The sequence below is a fragment of the Brevundimonas sp. 357 genome (genome assembly GCF_003938605.1).
Classification (GTDB): domain Bacteria; phylum Pseudomonadota; class Alphaproteobacteria; order Caulobacterales; family Caulobacteraceae; genus Brevundimonas.
In genome coordinates this window covers 242655-260070 of sequence record NZ_RHWX01000002.1, presented here as the reverse complement: position 1 = coordinate 260070, position 17416 = coordinate 242655, and the positions used below count along the sequence as shown (strand labels likewise).

General features: G+C 68.1%; 18 protein-coding genes. 2 read left to right on the top strand and 16 right to left on the bottom strand.

Annotated elements, in window-relative coordinates:
- Window positions 1–17: 17 nt before the first annotated feature.
- From rodA to EGK63_RS02955, 7 genes are all read right to left on the bottom strand, one after another.
- Window positions 18–1175 (bottom strand): rod shape-determining protein RodA, encoded by a 1158-nt coding sequence (gene rodA / locus EGK63_RS02985; RefSeq protein ID WP_046653517.1) that lies wholly within the window; start codon window positions 1173–1175, stop codon window positions 18–20.
- Window positions 1172–3172 (bottom strand): penicillin-binding protein 2, encoded by a 2001-nt coding sequence (gene mrdA / locus EGK63_RS02980; protein ID WP_125899843.1) that lies wholly within the window; start codon window positions 3170–3172, stop codon window positions 1172–1174. Before mrdA ends, rodA begins: the two co-directional genes overlap by 4 nt.
- Window positions 3169–3663, bottom strand: coding sequence for a hypothetical protein (locus EGK63_RS02975; protein ID WP_125899919.1), 495 nt, complete (start codon window positions 3661–3663; stop codon window positions 3169–3171). The genes mrdA and EGK63_RS02975 overlap by 4 nt, the downstream gene beginning before the upstream one ends.
- 20 nt (window positions 3664–3683) lie before the next feature.
- Complete coding sequence (gene mreC, locus EGK63_RS02970; RefSeq protein WP_125899842.1) at window positions 3684–4835, bottom strand: rod shape-determining protein MreC; 1152 nt, start codon at window positions 4833–4835, stop codon at window positions 3684–3686.
- A 118-nt stretch (window positions 4836–4953) separates the two neighbouring features.
- Window positions 4954–5994: a rod shape-determining protein gene (locus EGK63_RS02965; protein ID WP_087139474.1), complete on the bottom strand. Its 1041-nt coding sequence runs from the start codon at window positions 5992–5994 to the stop codon at window positions 4954–4956.
- Between the two features lie 253 nt (window positions 5995–6247).
- Window positions 6248–6865, bottom strand: a complete 618-nt coding sequence (locus EGK63_RS02960) for a glutathione S-transferase family protein (protein ID WP_125899841.1) — start codon at window positions 6863–6865, stop codon at window positions 6248–6250.
- Window positions 6866–6878: 13 nt separating this feature from the next.
- On the bottom strand, window positions 6879–7601 hold the full coding sequence (locus tag EGK63_RS02955) for a TVP38/TMEM64 family protein (RefSeq protein ID WP_165906513.1): 723 nt from the start codon (window positions 7599–7601) through the stop codon (window positions 6879–6881).
- 121 nt (window positions 7602–7722) lie between these two features.
- Here EGK63_RS02955 and EGK63_RS02950 point away from each other — a divergent pair, with 121 nt between their 5' ends.
- Entirely contained in the window at window positions 7723–8928 is a 1206-nt protein-coding gene (locus EGK63_RS02950) for a pyridoxal phosphate-dependent aminotransferase (RefSeq protein ID WP_125899839.1), read from the top strand.
- A gap of 4 nt (window positions 8929–8932) precedes the next feature.
- Here the strand turns inward: EGK63_RS02950 and EGK63_RS02945 are convergent, their stop codons facing one another.
- Together EGK63_RS02945 and EGK63_RS02940 are read right to left on the bottom strand one after the other, a co-directional pair.
- The gene (locus EGK63_RS02945) at window positions 8933–9346 is read right to left on the bottom strand and encodes a hypothetical protein (protein ID WP_125899838.1); all 414 of its coding nucleotides are present in this window, start codon (window positions 9344–9346) and stop codon (window positions 8933–8935) included.
- Window positions 9346–10320, bottom strand: a complete 975-nt coding sequence (locus EGK63_RS02940) for a polyprenyl synthetase family protein (RefSeq protein WP_207896330.1) — start codon at window positions 10318–10320, stop codon at window positions 9346–9348. Before EGK63_RS02940 ends, EGK63_RS02945 begins: the two co-directional genes overlap by 1 nt.
- Window positions 10321–10462: 142 nt before the next feature.
- Here EGK63_RS02940 and EGK63_RS02935 point away from each other — a divergent pair, with 142 nt between their 5' ends.
- Window positions 10463–11233, top strand: coding sequence for a tRNA1(Val) (adenine(37)-N6)-methyltransferase (locus EGK63_RS02935; protein ID WP_125899836.1), 771 nt, complete (start codon window positions 10463–10465; stop codon window positions 11231–11233).
- Between the two features lie 12 nt (window positions 11234–11245).
- Here the strand turns inward: EGK63_RS02935 and EGK63_RS02930 are convergent, their stop codons facing one another.
- The 7 genes from EGK63_RS02930 to EGK63_RS02900 form a co-directional block, all read right to left on the bottom strand.
- The gene (locus tag EGK63_RS02930; RefSeq protein WP_125899835.1) at window positions 11246–11674 is read right to left on the bottom strand and encodes a molecular chaperone DnaJ; all 429 of its coding nucleotides are present in this window, start codon (window positions 11672–11674) and stop codon (window positions 11246–11248) included.
- Window positions 11675–11681: 7 nt separating this feature from the next.
- Window positions 11682–12515 carry a division plane positioning ATPase MipZ gene (locus EGK63_RS02925; RefSeq protein ID WP_125899834.1) on the bottom strand — a complete coding sequence of 278 codons (834 nt, stop codon included), beginning with the start codon at window positions 12513–12515 and terminating at the stop codon, window positions 11682–11684.
- Between the two features lie 120 nt (window positions 12516–12635).
- Complete coding sequence (locus EGK63_RS02920; protein WP_125899833.1) at window positions 12636–13256, bottom strand: SPOR domain-containing protein; 621 nt, start codon at window positions 13254–13256, stop codon at window positions 12636–12638.
- A 49-nt stretch (window positions 13257–13305) separates the two neighbouring features.
- Complete coding sequence (locus EGK63_RS02915) at window positions 13306–14067, bottom strand: chorismate mutase (RefSeq protein ID WP_125899832.1); 762 nt, start codon at window positions 14065–14067, stop codon at window positions 13306–13308.
- 307 nt (window positions 14068–14374) lie between these two features.
- On the bottom strand, window positions 14375–14941 hold the full coding sequence (locus EGK63_RS02910; protein ID WP_125899831.1) for a prephenate dehydratase domain-containing protein: 567 nt from the start codon (window positions 14939–14941) through the stop codon (window positions 14375–14377).
- Window positions 14938–16308, bottom strand: a complete 1371-nt coding sequence (locus EGK63_RS02905) for a class II 3-deoxy-7-phosphoheptulonate synthase (protein ID WP_087140277.1) — start codon at window positions 16306–16308, stop codon at window positions 14938–14940. The genes EGK63_RS02910 and EGK63_RS02905 overlap by 4 nt, the downstream gene beginning before the upstream one ends.
- 51 nt (window positions 16309–16359) lie before the next feature.
- Window positions 16360–17412 carry an enoyl-CoA hydratase/isomerase family protein gene (locus EGK63_RS02900; protein WP_125899830.1) on the bottom strand — a complete coding sequence of 351 codons (1053 nt, stop codon included), beginning with the start codon at window positions 17410–17412 and terminating at the stop codon, window positions 16360–16362.
- Between the last annotated feature and the right edge of the window lie 4 nt (window positions 17413–17416).

The window sequence follows — 17416 nt, the reverse complement described above, 5'->3', positions numbered from 1 at the left end:
AACGCCCGTACAGCCGATTAGAACAGCCCCTGCCCCTTCGGCAGTTCGACATAGCGGTGCACCCGCATCGACAGGATCAGGCCGAAGCCGATCATCACCGTCATCATGGTCGATCCGCCATAAGACAGCAGCGGCATAGGCACGCCCACGACCGGCGCCAGCCCCATCACCATCGCCCCGTTGATCAGCACGAACAGCGCCAGGAAGGCCGTCATGCCCGCCGCGCTGATCCGGCCGAAATGGCTGTGCGACAGGGCCGCGATCCGCAGCGAGATCAGGATCAGCGCGACATAGCAGGCCAGGACGGTGAAGGAGCCTAGGAAGCCGAACTCTTCGGACACGGTCGAGAAGATGAAGTCCGTATGGCGTTCCGGCAGGAACTCCAGCTGGCTCTGACTGCCCAGGCCGTAGCCCTTGCCCATCAGGCCGCCGGAGCCCAGGGCGATCTTCGACTGGATGATGTTGTAGCCGGTGCCGGAGGGGTCGGCCTCCGGGTTCAGGAAGGTCAGCACGCGGTTGCGCTGATAGTCGTGCATCACGAACATGACGAACGGCGGGATCACGGCCACGGCGGCGGCCACGGCGGCGGCGATGACGCGCCAGCTCAGTCCCGCCATGAACATGACGGCGGCGCCGGTCAGGCCGATGATCATGGCCGAACCCAAGTCCGGCTGCTTGGCCACCAGCAGGAAGGGCACGCCGATCATCCCCACGGGGATCAGCAGCTTCCATGACCAGCGCGCCTCCTGCGCCGAATGGCCGTGGTACCAACGCGCCAGAGCCAGCACGAGGCCGATCTTGACGAACTCGGCCGGCTGGATGCGGGTGAAGCCCAGGTTCAGCCAGTTCTTGGCCCCGCCCGCCGTATAGCCCAGCGGCGTGAACTCGATCATCAGCACCAGCACCAGCAGCACGCCGTACAGCGGATAGGCCGCATGGAACCACCACTTGGGGTGAACCATGGCCATGCCGATCATGGCGACCAGCAAGACGCCGAAACGGATCAGATGCTTGGCCGCCCAGGGCTGCCAGTGGCCGCCCGCGATAGAATACAGCATGGCCGTGCCGATCCCGGCCAGGATGCACAGCAGGCCGATGACGCGCCAATCCAGCTCGGCGAACTTGCTGGACAGGCGATCGCGTTCGCCGGGACGGGTCAGGGCGGATGCGGTCATTGTCCGGGCTCCGTCAGGGGCGGCGGCGCGACGACGTCGACGCCGACGCCAGCGCCGTCGATCGGCTCGCCTCGCGCCTCGGCTTCGCGCGCGCCGGCGTCCTCCTGGGCCTCAAAGCCTGCCGATTCGATGCGGGCGCGGATTTCCGGATCCTTCAGCAGGGCGACCTTCATCACCTCTCGCGCGCGCGGCGCGCCGGCCGTGCCGCCGCCCAGACCGCCGTGCTGAACGATGACCGAGACGGCGTAACGCGGATTATCCGTCGGCGCATAGGCCACGAACAGGTTGTGGTCCTTCTGGTCCCAGGGACGTCCGGCGCCCTTGCGCGAGCCTGAGCCGTAGTTGCGCGCCTGGGCCGTACCGGTCTTGCCGGCCATCTTGACCGTGCCCAGACCCAGCTGGCTGTTGCGGAAGCCCGTGCCCCCGGCGGCCGTCACCGCCTCCATCCCGTCGCGCAGAACCTGCAGCATCTGCGGATCATAGGGCAGATCGGCGAAGGCGCTGCCGCCCTGCTCCACCCCGCCGATCGACTTGATCAGGCGCGGCGACACCGCCTTGGAGCCGTTGGCGACGCGCGCCGTATAGACTGCCAGTTGCAGGGCGTTCACCGTCAGAGCGCCCTGACCGATGCCATAGCTGGGGTTCTCGCCCGGATACCATTTGCCGTCGCCGCGCACGGGATTTTTCCGCCGCCATTCGCGATCAGGCACCAACCCGGCCTTCTGGCCGGGAATGCCGATGTCGAACGTCTGGCCAAAGCCCATGTCCCGCGCCGTCTCAGCGATGGCGTCCGGCCCCATCTCGGTCGCCAGGGTCATGAAGTAGACGTTGCAGGAGGCCTTGATGGCCCCGCGCAGATCCAACGCCCCGTGCCGCCCAAGGCAGGCGAACCGGCGCCCCAGGTAGAAGCTGCCGTTGCAGAAGATGCGGCGGCTGGGATCCAGGCCCCGCTTCATCGCCGCCAGGCCGACGATCGGCTTGAACGTCGAGCCCGGCGCGAAGGTGCCGCTCAGCGCCTTGTCCAGCAACGGGCGGCGCTCATAGTCCGCCAGGGCGCGATAGATCTTGGACGGAACGCCCGACACGAACAGATTGGGATCGAACGACGGCGACGACACCATGGCCAGGATGTCGCCGTTGCGCACATCCATGACGACGATGCTGCCCGCCTCTTCGCCGAACACCTCAAGCGCGCGCTGCTGGACGTCGTTGTCCAGCGTCAGCACCACCTCGGAACCCTGAACCGCCGGACGCGATCCGGCGATATCCTCGGCCACGACGCGGCCGCGCGCATTGACCTCGACCCGCTTGCCGCCTTCGACGCCGCGAAGGTCCAGATCCAGCGATCGTTCAATGCCCTGACGGCCGATGCGGAAACCGGGGTTGAACAGGATGGCCGGCGGCTGTTCGCCCTTGTCTCGGATCGCCTTCACGTCGCGGTCGGACACCTTGGCCACATAACCGACCACGTGGGCGTAGGCGCCGCCGTGCGGATAATAGCGGGCCTCGTTCATGTCGGCCATGACGCCGGGCAGTTCCGCCGCATGCAAATTGACCTTGGAGAACTCCTCCCAGGTCAGGTCGCTCTTGACCGGAACCGGCGAGAAACGCGGCGCGGCGTTGACCTCGCGAATGATGGTGCGGCGGCGCTCCAGAGTGTCCGGCAACAGCTGGCCCAGCAGGTCCAGCGTCTGGTCCAGATCCTTGGTCTCGTCGCGAACCACCAGGACGCGGAAGCTGGGCCGGTTCCCGGCGATGACCACGCCGTTGCGGTCCTTGATCAGGCCACGCGGCGGCGGCACCTGACGGAAGTTGAACTGATTGCGCGTCGCCAGGGTGGCGAACTCTTCCGACTTGAAGAGCTGCAGATGCGCCAGGCGCCCGACCAGGGCCAGCCCGCCCACGACCGTCGCCCCGCCCAGCAGCATGGTGCGCCGCAGGAAGGAGCCCTGCCGCTCGTTCACATCGGAAAAGAAGATATGCGGTTCACTGCTCATCGGAATCGCACATCCGCGTCGTCGAAGCGCTCGATCAGCCAGTCAGCCAGGGGGAAGAGCAGAAGCGTCGGGATCATCTGCCCCATAACAGCCAGCAGATTGGGAGCATTCCCAAGGCTGCCGCGCGTCACGAAATAGGCGACCGCGAAGGCCAGGCCCGTCGCAGCGACATAGAGGGCGAACAGGACGATCGTCGCCTGCCCCGCCAGATACTTCGACGCCAACAGCATCGCGCCATAGATCAGCAGCAGGCTCAGCGCCCACATGCCGGTCTGACCGCCCCAGAAGAAGTCGAGAAACACGCCCAGACCGAACAGCACCGCCGGCGCCAGCATGGACGGACGGATCAGCGGCCAGGCGAAGGCCAGAACCATGGGCCAGACCGGCTCAGGCAGGGTCAGGCCGAACAGGCGCAGCGGAATGGCGAACAGGATGGTGGCCGCGGCGGCGATCAGCGCCGGGTAGCCGATCCACTGCATCGGACCGACCATCCGCACGGTGATCGTCCGTCTCACTCGCGACCTCCGTCAGGCGCGGTCGGCGCCGGAGCCTGCGCCGAAGGTTGCGGCGGCGTGGCGGCTGTCGGCCGGGGCGCGGCGGGACGCGGCGTCGGCTGGGCCTGAGGCGGCGTCGCAGTCGCGGGCGCAACCGGCGTCGGAGGCGGAGCGGCGTTGGCGGCGCGGACGCGCTCTGCGGCGGCCTGTGCGGCGGCGGCGCGGCGCGTGGCCACGTCCTGAATAGCGGCGGCCTGGGCGGCGTTCGGCGGCGGCGCCGTGTTCAGACTGGCCAATGGGGCTGCGTTCAGGGCGTTCTGATCCGCCAGCTGGCTGAAGTCCTGGAACAGCAGGACGCGCACATAGTCGATGGCCGTGCGGTCGCTGTACAGCTTGACCCGCCACGAGCCGTCCACGCCCTTGGCCACCATGCCGACCGGCAGGCCGCGCGGGAAACCGCCGCCGTCGCCCGAGGTCAGGATGCGGTCGCCTTCCTGCACCGAGCCCTGCCCCCGCACATAGTCGAGGCGCGGGCTGCGGCTGCCGTCGCCGGTCAGCATGGCGCGGGCGTCGGTGCGCTCCACCATCACCGGAATGCGCGACGCCACGTCGGTCAGCAGCACCATGCGGCTGTGTGCGCCCGAGACGCCCGAGATGCGGCCGACCAGTCCGTGCTCGCTCAGCACCGGATTGCCCACGCGCACGCCCTTGCCGGCGCCGACGTTCAGCAGGCGCGACCGAGCGAACGGTCCGCGCGCGTCGGTGATGGCGCGTCCGGCCGTCATGGCGATGGGCGGCTCGGTCTGCAGGCCCAGCAGTTGTTCGTAGCGGGCGTTGAGGTTCTTCAGCGCCAGGGCGTCGTCGCGCCAGGCGCTCATCTCCGCCAGTTCGCGGCGCAGGCGGCGATTCTCCGACACGGCGAAGAAATAGCCTTTGACGTAATCCACGGCGTCGCCGCCCCAGCGGACCGGCGCGGCCAGAACCCCGCCCGTGGTTCCGGCGGCGCTGTCGAATGCGGCGCGCGCGGGCTCCAGGTCGTCGGCCGCCGGTTGCGGCCGATCGGCGAGCAGAAGCATGACCGCAGCGACGATTCCGCCGACGACCATGACCGCCGCCGTCCAGGCCAGCGGCACCTTCAGATTCTCGAACGGTCCGTCGCGAAACGCCACGGCCAGCCTTCCTGCTAGAGCTTAGGAATCGGCGGGGCGAAGCCCGCCGAAAGCGTGAGCCTGCCCCAGAAATCCGCTCCTTTTCAGGAATGCGGCGCCTGCGGCAGGCCGATCAGTCTCAGAGCGACGACTCGAGGACGCCCTTCATCCAGGACGGGTGCTCCAGCACCTTGCCGCAGCCGATGGCGACGCACGACAGCGGATCGTCCGCCACCTGCACCGGCAGGCCCGTGTGGTCGCGGATTTCGGCGTCCAAGCCGCGCAGCAGAGCGCCGCCGCCCGTCAGCATGATGCCCTTGTCGGCGATGTCGGCGGCCAGTTCCGGCGGCGTCGCCTCCAGCGCGACCTTCACGGCCTCCACGATCTGCGAGACCGGCTCGGCCAGGGCTTCAGCCGCCTGACGCTCGCTCATCTTCACTTCGCGCGGCACGCCCTGCATCAGGTCACGGCCCTTGACCTCGATCGACAGGCCTTCGCCGTCGGTCGGGATGCGGGCGGTCCCGATGTCCTTCTTGATGCGCTCGGCGGTCGTTTCGCCGATCAGCAGGTTATGGTTGCGGCGCATATAGGCGATCAGGGCGTCGTCCATCATGTCGCCGCCGACGCGGACCGAGCGCGAATAGACGATGCCCGACAGCGACAGAACGGCCACTTCAGTCGTGCCGCCGCCGATATCGACGACCATCGAGCCGGTCGGCTCGTGGATCGGCAGACCGGCGCCGATCGCGGCGGCCATCGGCTCGTCGATCAGGCCGACGCGGCGAGCCGAAGCGTTCAGGCAGGAATCATTGATGGCGCGGCGCTCGACGGCCGTGGCGCCCGACGGGACGCAGACGATCATCTTCGGGTTCACGAAGCCCTTGCGGTTGTGAACCTTGCGGATGAAGTGCTTGATCATCTCTTCGGCGACTTCGAAGTCGGCGATGACCCCGTCGCGCATCGGACGGATGGCTTCCATGTGGCCGGGGGTGCGGCCCAGCATCTGCTTGGCTTCCAGGCCGACGGCGTGGACGATCTTGCGGCCGCCGACGTTGCGCAGGGCGACGACCGACGGCTCGTTCAGGACGATCCCCTTGCCGCGCATGTAGATCAGGGTGTTGGCCGTCCCCAGATCCATCGCGATGTCATTGGAAATCATGCCGAAGAGGGGTGAAAGCATGGGCGTCGGTTACCGCTTTAGTTCGGGCCTGCAAGGGCGTGAATTTCATTCGTCCGCTGTGGCGACGCCCTACCCCCGCTTCACGCTGATCGCAAAGCTGTCCTGACCGTCTTCGCCGAGCCGACTACAGGCCCGTTTGCCCTCATGCCGCGGGGATTGCAAGCGCCTATGACTCCTCGATCACAGGCTTGTCACGGCAAGGCTTGAAAGCCTTGCCGCTCAAGCTTTCCAGCCCCGCTTGCGGGTTCGCGGCTCAGACCGCCGTGATGCCCTCGGCATGAAGCACGCGCTGCACGGCCGGGCGCGATTGCACGAGGTCCAGATGGGCGTTCAGCTTCGGAAAACGCGCCTTGTCCAGCAGACCCGCCTGACGCGCCCAGCGCGTGAAGACCAGCAGATAACCGTCCGCCATCGAATGATCTTCCCCCATGACCCACGGACCGGCCAGCAGGTGATTCTCAGCCAGGTCATATTTCTCGAGCGCAATCCGCACGGCCTCGTCCCTGGCATCGCCTTCCAGCGGCGGCTTGGAGAACAGCGCCTTGCCGATCGCCGGGTGCAGCGACGACGCCAGCCAGCCGTTGAAGGCCTGCATCCGCGCAAACTCGAACGGATCGTCCAGATCGGCCAGTTGGGCGTGCGGATGAGTCTGGGCGACATAGGCCAGGATGGCGCCGTTCTGGGTCAGCACCCCCTTGGGGGTCTGCAGGGCCGGGGTCACGCCCGCCGGGTTGATGGCCAGATACTCCGGCGTGCGCTGCTGGCCGGCGCGCAGGTCGATCTTCTCGATCACATACTCCGCTCCCGCCTCTTCCAGGCCGATGTGCGAAGCGATGGCGCAAGCGCCGGGCGAATAATAGAGCTTCAGCATCGTCGTTCTCCGATCAATCCACTTGCAGGTTGCGTGCAGCCTCGCGGCGCTTCACCCACTCGCGCACCGCCAGCATCAATACAAGCCAAACGCCCGCGACCGCCGCCAGGATCACCGACGTCCAGATTCCGTCGCCGCTGACCGCCGCCATGAACGACCCGCCGAAAAAGGCGACTAGCGCCGTCTTGGGCAGCACTCCTAAAGCGCACCCCGCCAGATAGGCCGGGAACGACGCCCGCACCGCGCCGAACGCCATGTTCACGACGATGAAGGGCGCCGAGGGCACGTTGCGGATGATGAAGCTGGCCGAAAAGGCGTTGCGGCCGACGAATTTGCGGATGCGCTCGACCGTCCCGCCGCCGTAGCGTTCCAGCGTGCGCGCGGTCGGCCCGCGCCCCAGCCAATAGGTGACGGCCGCCGAGGCGATGGTGGCGATCCAGCTATAGAGAAAACCGAACCACGGCCCGAAGGCCACGACACAGGCGGCGATCAACAGGAACTGCGGCACGCCGATGAAGGCCGACAGAGTGAAGACCAGCACCGCCGCCGCCAGCCCCCACGGGCCGATGCGGTATCCGGCCAGCCAATGCTCCAGCCGGTCCTCCGCCCCCAACGCCAGCTGCGTCTTGCCCAGGGCGAACAGGGCGATGATTCCCGCCAGCAGCAGCAGGGTCACGGCCAGGGTGCGCCACCGCTTGGCCTCCATATTCAGCAGAAAATCGACGACCCGCCGCATAAATTTCGCCCAAATCGCCTTTTGATCGTCCAGGCCGCGCACAAACGTTGTGCGCCCCTGCGGGGTTGCGTATCAAGCCTCAGCCTCCCCGGCCCCATCACTTCCACCAGACGGGATAGACATGTCCAGCCTTCAGTCCGCCTCCCTCGCTCGCGTCAAGCCGTCGGCCACCCTGGCCGTGACCGCCCAGGCGCGCGAACTGAAACGCCAGGGCCGCGACGTCATCGGTCTGGGCGCCGGCGAGCCGGACTTCGATACGCCTGACAACGTCAAGGCCGCCGCCATCGAAGCCATCAATCGCGGCGAGACCAAATACACCGACGCCGACGGCATGCCCGAACTGAAGGCCGCCATCGCCGCCAAGTTCGCCCGCGAAAACGGCCTGACCTACGAAACCAATCAGATCCACGTCGCCTCGGGCGGCAAGCCGGTGATCTACAACGCCCTGGTCGCCACGCTGAACCCCGGCGACGAAGTGATCGTCCCGGCGCCCTACTGGGTGTCCTATCCCGACATGGTGCTGCTGGCCGGCGGCGAGCCCGTCACCGTGGTCGGTCAGGAAGCCGACGGCTTCAAGTTGCGTCCCGAGGTGCTGGACGCCGCCATCACGCCCAAGACCAAGTGGATCATCCTGAACTCGCCGTCGAACCCGACCGGCGCCGCCTATACCCGCGCCGAGCTGGAAGCCCTGGCCGTGGTGCTGCGCAAGCACCCGCAGGTCTGGATCCTGACCGACGACATGTATGAGCACCTCGTCTATGGCGACTTCGACTATGTCACCATGGCCCAGGTCGCGCCGGACCTGTACGACCGCACCCTGACCTGCAACGGCGTGTCCAAGGCCTACGCCATGACCGGCTGGCGCATCGGCTATGCGGGCGGGCCCAAGCCGCTGATCGACCTGATGCGCAAGGTGGCCAGCCAGACGACCTCCAACCCCTCGTCCATAAGCCAGTGGGCGGCCGTCGAGGCCCTGAACGGCCCGCAGGACTTCCTGGCCCCGCGCGCCGCCGCCTTCGAGAAGCGCCGCGACCTGGTCGTCTCCATGCTGAATCAGGCGGCGGGCATCCGTTGTCCGAAGCCGGAAGGCGCCTTCTACGTCTATCCGTCGATCGAAGGCCTGATCGGCAAGACGGCGCCGTCGGGCGTGGTCATCACCGACGACGAAACCTTCACCGCCGAACTGCTGAACGCCGAGGGCGTGGCCGTGGTCCAGGGCGCGGCCTTCGGCCTCAGCCCCTATTTCCGCATCAGCTACGCCACCTCGGAAGCCGTGCTGGAAGAAGGCTGCACCCGCATCCAGCGCTTCTGCGCCAGCCTGAAATAAGCCTTCAGTGAACCGGCGCCGGCGGAATGTTCAACGTCGGCGCCGTTTTCAGGATGAAGCCCGCGCACCACGCCAGCGCACGCTCCGAATTGTCGATCTCTCCGCCGGAAAGGCGTGACAGACGGCAGGCGGCGTCCGGCTCGCCCTCCACCTCAGGTCCGGCGTAAAGCACGATCGGGCCGTCCGGCAGGCTGCCCTCGCGATACAGCATAATGATCGGCGGCACGGGGCGCACCACCAGTTCGGCGTCGTCCCGCATCATCGCCTCGCCCAGCAGGGCGCGCGCCTGACCGCCGGGATCGCCCGGCTCCAGACGGAACAGCTCAGCCCTCAAACCGTCCCCCGGCCTTTGCGGCATGAGGAAGCGCGGCGGCTCCTGCGCGGCCAGTTGCCCGGCGACGAGCAGCGCCGCCAGCATCACATCGCCCGGCTGACGGCGAAATCGGCCAGGGCTTCCAGCGCCGAGCGCCACGGCCCGGCGGGCAGGACCTGCAAGGCCGTCTTGGCCCGGTCGGCGTATTCCGACGCCGTATCGAGCGTGGCTTCAACGGCGCCGCTGGCGACGATCAACTGCCGCGCGCGGTCGAAGTCCTCGGGCTTGCGGTCGCCCTTGGTGATGACCCGATCCCAGAACAGGTCTTCGGTCCCCTTGGCGCGCTGAACGGCCAGCAACAGCGGCAGGGTGGCCTTGCCCTCGTTGAAATCGTCGCCCGCGTTCTTGCCCAGGGTCTCGGTCGCGCCGCCGTAATCCAGGGCGTCGTCCGCCAGTTGGAAGGCGATGCCCAGCGCCATGCCGTAGTCGCGCAGGGCCGCGACCTGTTCGTCCGTCGCACCCGCCCCGACCGCGCCGGATTCGGCGGCGGCGGCGAACAGTTCGGCCGTCTTGGCGCGGATGATCTGCAGATAGGTGTCGAGGTCCAGGTTCAGGTCGTGGGCGCGCGTCAGCTGCAGCACCTCGCCCTCGGCGATCACGGCCGAGGCTCGCGCCAGAATGCCAAGCGCGCGCAGGGAATCGGTCTCGACCATCAACTCGAACGCGCGGGCGAACAGGAAGTCGCCGACCAGCACCGACGAGGCCGAACCCCAGATGAGGTGCGCCGCGACCTTGCCCCGGCGCATTTCCGAGCCGTCGACGATGTCGTCGTGCAGCAGGGTGGCGGTGTGGATGAACTCAACCGAGGCGGCCAGCTTCTTGGGGCCTTCGATGGCGCCTGTCTGACCGATCGCGCGCGCCGCCGCCACGGTCAGCAGCGGGCGCAGACGCTTGCCGCCCGCCGACACCAGATGCTCGGCCAGCAGGGGGATCACCGGCACGTCTGACTGCATCCGCGCGATGATCAGGGCGTCGACCGCCGCCATGTCGTCCTTAGCCAGATGAACCAGGGCGTCCACATCGCCCTTGGGACGGGGAGCGACGGCGAGAGCTGCGTCCACGGAAATCTCTTTCAGCACAGGGGCGAAGGGGGAGATTCGCCCGAAATTCACACGCATCCGCTTGCCCGGACGCGATGCGGCGCACAATGGTGGCGGCGTTATGATGGGTCAAGCCGAGTCATCCCTTACTGTCGCCGCAGATGTGGCCGAATCCGCCTTTTTGGGCGGTCGCATCCGCTTGCGCCAACCGACGAAGGGCTATCGCGCGGGCATGGACGCCGCCCTGCTGGCCGCCGCCGTCGAGGCGCGCCCCGGCGAACGACTGATCGAAGCGGGCTGCGGCGCGGGCGCCGTCCTGATGCAGATCGCCGCCCGACGCCCCGGCGTCCTGCTGACGGGACTGGAGCGCGACACAGCCGCCGCCGCCCTCGCGCGTCAGAATGCCGAACTGAACAACGCCGAGGCGCGCACCGCTATCGTGGACGGCGACGTGGCGCGGGGTTTTCGCGCCCTGGACCTGCCGCCGTTCGACTGGGCGGTCAGCAATCCGCCCTTCTTCGACGACCCCGGCGCCCTGCGCGCCCCCGCCGAGGGCAAGCTCGGCGCCTGGATGGCCGACGACGGCCTGACCGCCTGGGCGGGTTTCCTGCTGAAGGCGGTGCGCGAGGGCGGACGCATCGTCGTCATCCACCGCGCCGACCGCCTCGCCGACATCCTGAGCCTGCTGGCGCCCAAGGCGGGCTCCTTCGCCGTCCGCCCGATCCACCCTTACGCCGATCAACCCGCCAAGCGCGTGCTGGTCCAGGCCATCAAGACCGGCAAGGCGCCCTTGCGATTGCTGCCGCCCCTGATCCTGCACGACCGCGACGGCGCCAAACACAGCCCGCAAGCCGAAGCGATCCTGCGCGGCGAGGCCGATCTCCGTTTCTAGAGGACAACGCCCCTACTCCTTCAACAGACGGTCGCGCGCAGCGTTGACGCGGGCGGCCAGCCCTTCTGTACCGCCCTGGTCTGGATGGGCGCGCGCCATCAGACGGCGCCAGGCGGCGTGGATCGTCCGGGCGTCCGCATCTGCCGCAACGCCCAGAATAGCGCGGGCTTCAGCCTTGCTCATGGGTTCGACAGGGCGGGCCTTCACCGTCACTGGGCGGATGCGCGACTGCACCGCCAGCCAGACGCCCGCCAGCGCCATGCCGCCCGCAATCAGCCACGCTCCGCGCGCGACGGCGAACACCGCCCCGGCCAGCAGGGCGGCGCTCAATATGGTCGCGGAGATGCGCCAGTGACCGCGCCTGGCGCGCTCGGTCTGACGGCCCAGACGCACCATGGCCCACAGGGCCACGGCGGCCAGACCCAGCCAGATCAGCCCCATGAAGTGATCAGGCCGCCGCGTCCATGGCGGCGATGGCGTCGTCCAGACCCAGGGCCTGCATCAGATTGCGCATCTCCTGACGCGCGGCGACATGGGCCAGCGACACCGACACCGGGCGGATGTCGTTCGACAGGTCCGCCACAGTCAGGCCGAAGGGGAAGAGTTCGCGATAGATGACCCGGTCACGCAGGCCCGGCCCGACACGGAAGCCGACACGCTTGGCCAGCTTGTTCATGCGGGCTTCCAGACGGCGACGGTTACGGGCCTCGGCCACGGCCAGACGGTTGGTGACCACGATCCAGTCGATCGTCACCTGACGGCCCTCGGTGATGGCGCGGTGCTTGCGCGCCTCCCAGACGCTTTCGGAATAGATGGACGGCTTGACCAGATCCAGCGTCACCGGGTCCACCTCGCCCAGCAGGTCGAAGTCAACGAAGCTGTCGTTCATCGGCGTGACGATCTGGTCCGCCCGCCCGTGCGCGGCGCGGGACAGGGCCGTATCGCCGCCTGGCGTGTCAATCAAGATGACGTCGGCCACAGCCTTGGCCTCGGCGAAGGCGGCCTCGAAGCGGGCCATCTGCTCGGTCTCGTCGGCCTTATGCAGGACCTTGCCGTCGCCCATGTCCGGCACGATCGGCTGCGGCAGCTCATGACCGTTGGCCTTGGTCCAGGCGGCGCGGTTGGCGAAGAACCGCTCCAGCGAGCGCTGGCGCAGGTCCAGGTCGATGACCGCGACCTTGCGTCCAGCGTGCAGAAGGCCGGTGACGATGTGAATGGCCAGGGTGGACTTGCCCGCCCCGCCCTTTTCATTGCCGATGACGATGACCTGAGGCTGCGCCATGTGAAATCCTACTGTGATCAGCAGGCGCGACTCATCTTCGTCCGCCGCCCGCCCATGGGCCGCAAGATCAGCCTCCGGGAGCCAATCGTCAACGAAACCTTAAGCTGAGCCTGTGGACGATCAGACCGAGGCCGCGCCGGACCGCGCGCACCAGGGGTCCGACGCCGCCAGATCGCGGCACAGGGCCTGAGCCTGTTCGACGGAGGCGGCGACCTTCAGCCGGACCAGGCGACGGCCGCCGACCTCGACCGCCTCATAGACGGGCTGAAGCCCTGACAACGCCGCCCCGCCCGGCCCGCGGTTCAGTCGCGTCCAGGCCGCGCGGGCGCCGTCCTCGCTGGAATAGGCGCCCAGTTGCACATGACGCGCGGCGACCACGGCGGGCTTGGGCGCCGTCACGGTCTGCGGCGGAGCCTCGGGATCGGCATAGGCCGTCGGCGCCGATGCAGGCGCAGAGGCAAGGCGAACCTTGGCGCTCAGGCCTTCGCGCGCGTCCCACAGCTCGTGCGGAGTCATCAGTTCGACCTTCAACGGCGCGGCTCGCTCGCGCGGCGGATCGGGCGTGACCGTCGGCCGCGCCTCGCCCTCGCCTTCCGCCGATACCGGAATGGAGGCCACCGACTGCGCCAGACTCTCGAAGCGGTGCGGATCGGCTTCGTTCACGCCGCAGCCTGCAAGCGCCAGCGCCGCCGCCGAGAGGGCGACGACAAGGCGTGGTCGATGCAGGACGGGCTGGGCCATGCAGCCACCCTCGCCCGCCCGGCTTTGAGACGGAGTTAACGGCCTGCGGTCAGCCGATGGCGCCGACGCCGCCCTCGACATCGCCCGGCGCGACATCGGCGTCGGTCAGGGCCAGGGTCCAGCCGTGGTGGGTGTTCAGGCCCCAGCGACGCGCGCCCGAGCCGTCGCCCGCGTCGCCGCCCGCCGTAACCACGACGCGGCGGCCCTTCGGCAGAGCCGGCGGATCGATCTTGCCCACGGCCAAAGACGTCGGCGTCTCGCCGCCATAGCCGTCGAACACGCTGAGCATCGACCATTCGCGGCGCAGGCCGATCCACCAGGGATCGTCGCCGCTGATCGACAGGACGGCCACGCCCTTGCCCTCGGCCGCATGGGCCAGGGCCGCCTGCGGGTCGAGGACCAGCTTGATGTCGGCGGCGGCGCCGAAACGCAGGCGGGCGCCGTCCACGGCCTTGGCCGGGTCGATGGGGGCCCAGACCTGGACCTGCAGACGGCCCTGGCGCGCCAGGCCCCAGCCGACGATCTCGCGCCACAGATGCTCGACCGCCTCGCGGTTCTCAGGGTCGCACTGCTTCAGCAGGCGCGCCTGGACGGCCTGTTCGCGATCGGGGCGCAGCTTGGTGTGGGGGCCGGTCGGGGCGTCCTTGGCCTTGCCCACCTGGGCGGCGACGGACAGGCGGCGCTCGAACAGTTCGAGGATCTGATCGTCCAGGCTGTCGATTTCGGCGCGCAGGGCGGCCAGCGCCTTCTGTTCGGCGCTCAATTCAACGGTTTCAGCGGGCCAGACTTGCTGGATGGCGGATTGCGACATGGGAGATGGCTTTCGGCATGAATTTCGATAGGGAAGCCGCGTCCGCCGATGACGATCAGGCAGGGACGCGCGGTATGGCCGCTTGGGGAGAAGCGGTCGCCAGTGAGACAGTCAGGGTTGGTTAGAAGCCCGACGCCTCAGCCGGCGTATCGAAAGCCGTAATAGCCGTAGCCAAAATAAAAGCCGGCCACCGCGCGCGTGGTGGTTTCAACGGTCATTTGTGCGCGCAGCGAGGACATGAATCCGGTCCGGTTTCTGGATCAAGGTCGATCCGACCGGACCTTAAAGCCGCAAACTTTATGCGTGGTCAACCCTGAGGGGCCGTGAACAGGACAAAACGGGTCCGGTTGTCGCTGAAATCCTGCAAATCGTTGCGCAGAACCACCAACCCATAGACCTCGGCCGCGCGGGCGGGCGCCACGGCGGCGCGGGTCACGTCGTCCGCCTCGGCCACGGCGGCGGCGGCGCCCCCGGTGTCGAACGCCTCGACCGCCGCGATCTTCATCTCGTTCAGGGCCTTGGAGCACTGCTGCAGGGCGACAGGATGGCTCTCGGCCGTCTTCACGTCCGACAAGCGCGCGTCAGGCGCGCCCAGCAGGGCCAAGCGGATCGGCCGCCAGGCCTCGCTGACCTCGACCAGCCCCGCTTGCCGCACCAGGGTGGCCGCAGGCTCAACCACGCCCACGGTCGAGTTCTCGACGGGGATCAGGGCGCAGTGGCAGTCGCCGCTCAGGACGGCGTCGATCGCGCCCTGGAAGGTCTCATAGCCGACGGCCTCGTCCCACGGGCGCAGGTCGAGGCAGGCCTCATGGCTGAAGGCGCCCGGCGCGCCCTGATAGGCGACGCGGCCGGGCGTTTCGTCTTCTGCCGTCATGCGGCCTCGGACCGGGCCTGCCGCCCGGCCTTGAGGCGCTCAGCGACCAAGAAGGCCATCTCCAGCGCCTGATCCGCGTTGAGACGCGGGTCGCAGTGGGTGTGGTAACGGCTCGACAGGTCGTCTTCCGTGACCGCCTGGGCGCCGCCGATGCATTCGGTGACGTTCTGGCCGGTCATCTCCAGGTGGACGCCGCCGGGGTGGACGCCCTCGGCCTCGGCCACGTCGATGAAGCTGCGGACCTCGCCCATGACGCGGTCGAACGGCCGGGTCTTGTAGCCGTTGCCGGCCTTCAGCGTATTGCCGTGCATCGGGTCGATCGACCAGATGACGCGCTTGCCCGCCGCCTTCACCGCCCGCATCAGGCCCGGCAGGCGGTCGCCCACCTTGTCGTGGCCGAAGCGGCCGATCAGCGTCAGGCGGCCCGGAATATTGTTCGGGTTCAGGGCGTCGATCAGCGGCAGCAGGTCGTCCGCCGTCATGGTCGGCCCGCACTTGACCCCGATGGGGTTGGAGATGCCGCGCATGAACTCGATGTGAGCGCCGTCAAGCTGGCGCGTGCGCTCGCCGATCCACAGCATGTGGGCCGAGGTGTCGAACCATTCGCCGGTCGAGCCGTCCAGACGCGTCAGGGCGCTCTCGACGTTCAGCAGCAGGGCTTCGTGGCTGGTGAAGACCTCGACGCGCGACAGGTCGGGGTGCGTCTCGGGCGTAACGCCGACCGCCTCCATGAAGGCCAGGGCCTCGGTGATCTTGTCGGCCAGCTCGCGGTAGGCCGCGCCAGCGCCGTCGTCGGCGAAGCCCAGCGTCCAGCGGTGGATGTTGTACAGGTCGGCGTATCCCCCGCCCGCGAAGGCGCGCAGCAGGTTCAGCGTCGAGGCTGACTGGTTATAGGCGCGGATCAGGCGCTGCGGATCGGGCATGCGCTCTTCCGGCGTGAAGCCCATGCCGTTGATGATGTCGCCGCGATACGACGGCAGCTCGACCCCGCCGATCTCCTCGACCGGGGACGAGCGCGGCTTGGCGAACTGACCGGCGATGCGGCCCACCTTCACCACCGGCTTGCGACCGGCGAAGGTCAGGACCACCGCCATCTGCAGGATCAGGCGGAAGGTGTCGCGGATGTTGTCGGTCGAGAACTCCTTGAAGCTCTCGGCGCAGTCGCCGCCCTGCAGCAGGAAGGCGTTGCCCGCCTCGACCTGGGCCAGATGGTCCGTAAGCTTGCGCGCCTCGCCGGCAAAGACGAGGGGCGGCATCGCGCGCAACTCGTCTTCGACGCGCGCCAGTTCGGCGGCGTCCGGATAGTCCGTCGGCATATGCAGGACGGGCTTGTTTCTCCAGGATTCTGGGGTCCAGCGCTTACTCATTCCGGCAAGATAGGCTTTTCCCCCGCCCTGAACAATGAAGCTTGCGCGAAATCAGCCGATCAGCGGTTTCCATGCCTCATCGGCGGGCAAGGGCGCGAACAGGGCCTCGATCTGGGCGTCCGAAACCGAAGAAAGCTCGGCCGGCGACCATTGGGGGGCGTTGTCCTTGTCGATGATGACGGCGCGCACGCCTTCCTGGAAGTCATGCGTCTGAACCACGCGCCCGCCCAGGGCGTATTCCATCGCCATATTGTCGGCGAAGTCGGTCAGCGTCGCCCCGGTGCGGATCTGGCGCAGCGACACCTTCAACGACTGCGGCGACTTGGTCTTCAGGATGTCGAGCTGCTTCTGCGCCCAGTCCGAACCGTCGGCCTGAAGGGCGGCGACGATCTCTTCCACTGTGTGGAAGGCGAACAGGCGGTCGATGGCCTGGCGATGCGGGGCCAAAGGCGACGGCCCGGCGTCCCCGGCGGCGCGGTCGGCGACCGCCTTCGGGTCGGCGGACGCGGCCAGAAGTTCGCTCTTCAGGCCCTCGACGGCCTCGCTCGGCACGAAGTGGGTGTGAATGCCCAGCGCCACCGTATCCGCCGCCTTCAACCGCGCGCCGGTCAGGGCCAACCACACGCCCGTCTGGCCCGGCAGGCGCGGCAGGAACCAGCCGCCGCCCACGTCGGGGAACAGGCCGATGCCGGTTTCAGGCATGGCGTAGGTGGTGCGCTCGGTGGCGATGCGGACGTCGGCGGGCTCGCTGATGCCCACGCCGCCGCCCATGACGATTCCGTCCACCACCGCCGTGATCGGCTTGGGATAGACGAACATCAGATGGTTCAGCTGATACTCGGCCTTGAAGAAGGCCCTGGCCTCTGACGCATCCCCTGCCCCGCTCTCGGCGATCATGCGGATGTCGCCGCCCGCGCAGAAGCCGCGCTCGCCCGCATGGTCGATCAGCACCGACTGAACCGCGTCGTCCGCGCGCCAGGCCAGCAGGGCCTCGATCATCGCCTCGCACATGGCCCGGTTCAGGGCGTGGATCGCCTTGGGCCGGTTCAGGGTGATGCGGCCGACACCGTTCTCGATGCGGGTGATGACTTCAGATTCAGACAAGACT

Excerpts from the sequence above, each read along its gene's own strand:
- EGK63_RS02920 (WP_125899833.1), bottom strand. The coding sequence starts at position 13,256 with ATGGCCCAGCCCGTCCTGCATCGACCACGCCTTGTCGTCGCCCTCTCG.
- rodA (WP_046653517.1), bottom strand. The coding sequence starts at position 1,175 with ATGACCGCATCCGCCCTGACCCGTCCCGGCGAACGCGATCGCCTGTCC.
- EGK63_RS02975 (WP_125899919.1), bottom strand. The coding sequence starts at position 3,663 with ATGGTCGGTCCGATGCAGTGGATCGGCTACCCGGCGCTGATCGCCGCC.
- EGK63_RS02910 (WP_125899831.1), bottom strand. The coding sequence starts at position 14,941 with ATGACGGCAGAAGACGAAACGCCCGGCCGCGTCGCCTATCAGGGCGCG.
- EGK63_RS02965 (WP_087139474.1), bottom strand. The coding sequence starts at position 5,994 with ATGCTTTCACCCCTCTTCGGCATGATTTCCAATGACATCGCGATGGAT.
- EGK63_RS02930 (WP_125899835.1), bottom strand. The coding sequence starts at position 11,674 with ATGGGGCTGATCTGGCTGGGTCTGGCCGCCGTGGCCCTGTGGGCCATG.
- EGK63_RS02955 (WP_165906513.1), bottom strand. The coding sequence starts at position 7,601 with ATGCGGCGGGTCGTCGATTTTCTGCTGAATATGGAGGCCAAGCGGTGG.
- EGK63_RS02945 (WP_125899838.1), bottom strand. The coding sequence starts at position 9,346 with ATGCTGGCGGCGCTGCTCGTCGCCGGGCAACTGGCCGCGCAGGAGCCG.
- mrdA (WP_125899843.1), bottom strand. The coding sequence starts at position 3,172 with ATGAGCAGTGAACCGCATATCTTCTTTTCCGATGTGAACGAGCGGCAG.
- EGK63_RS02935 (WP_125899836.1), top strand. The coding sequence starts at position 10,463 with ATGATGGGTCAAGCCGAGTCATCCCTTACTGTCGCCGCAGATGTGGCC.
- EGK63_RS02905 (WP_087140277.1), bottom strand. The coding sequence starts at position 16,308 with ATGAGTAAGCGCTGGACCCCAGAATCCTGGAGAAACAAGCCCGTCCTG.
- EGK63_RS02950 (WP_125899839.1), top strand. The coding sequence starts at position 7,723 with ATGTCCAGCCTTCAGTCCGCCTCCCTCGCTCGCGTCAAGCCGTCGGCC.
- EGK63_RS02925 (WP_125899834.1), bottom strand. The coding sequence starts at position 12,515 with ATGGCGCAGCCTCAGGTCATCGTCATCGGCAATGAAAAGGGCGGGGCG.
- EGK63_RS02960 (WP_125899841.1), bottom strand. The coding sequence starts at position 6,865 with ATGCTGAAGCTCTATTATTCGCCCGGCGCTTGCGCCATCGCTTCGCAC.
- EGK63_RS02915 (WP_125899832.1), bottom strand. The coding sequence starts at position 14,067 with ATGTCGCAATCCGCCATCCAGCAAGTCTGGCCCGCTGAAACCGTTGAA.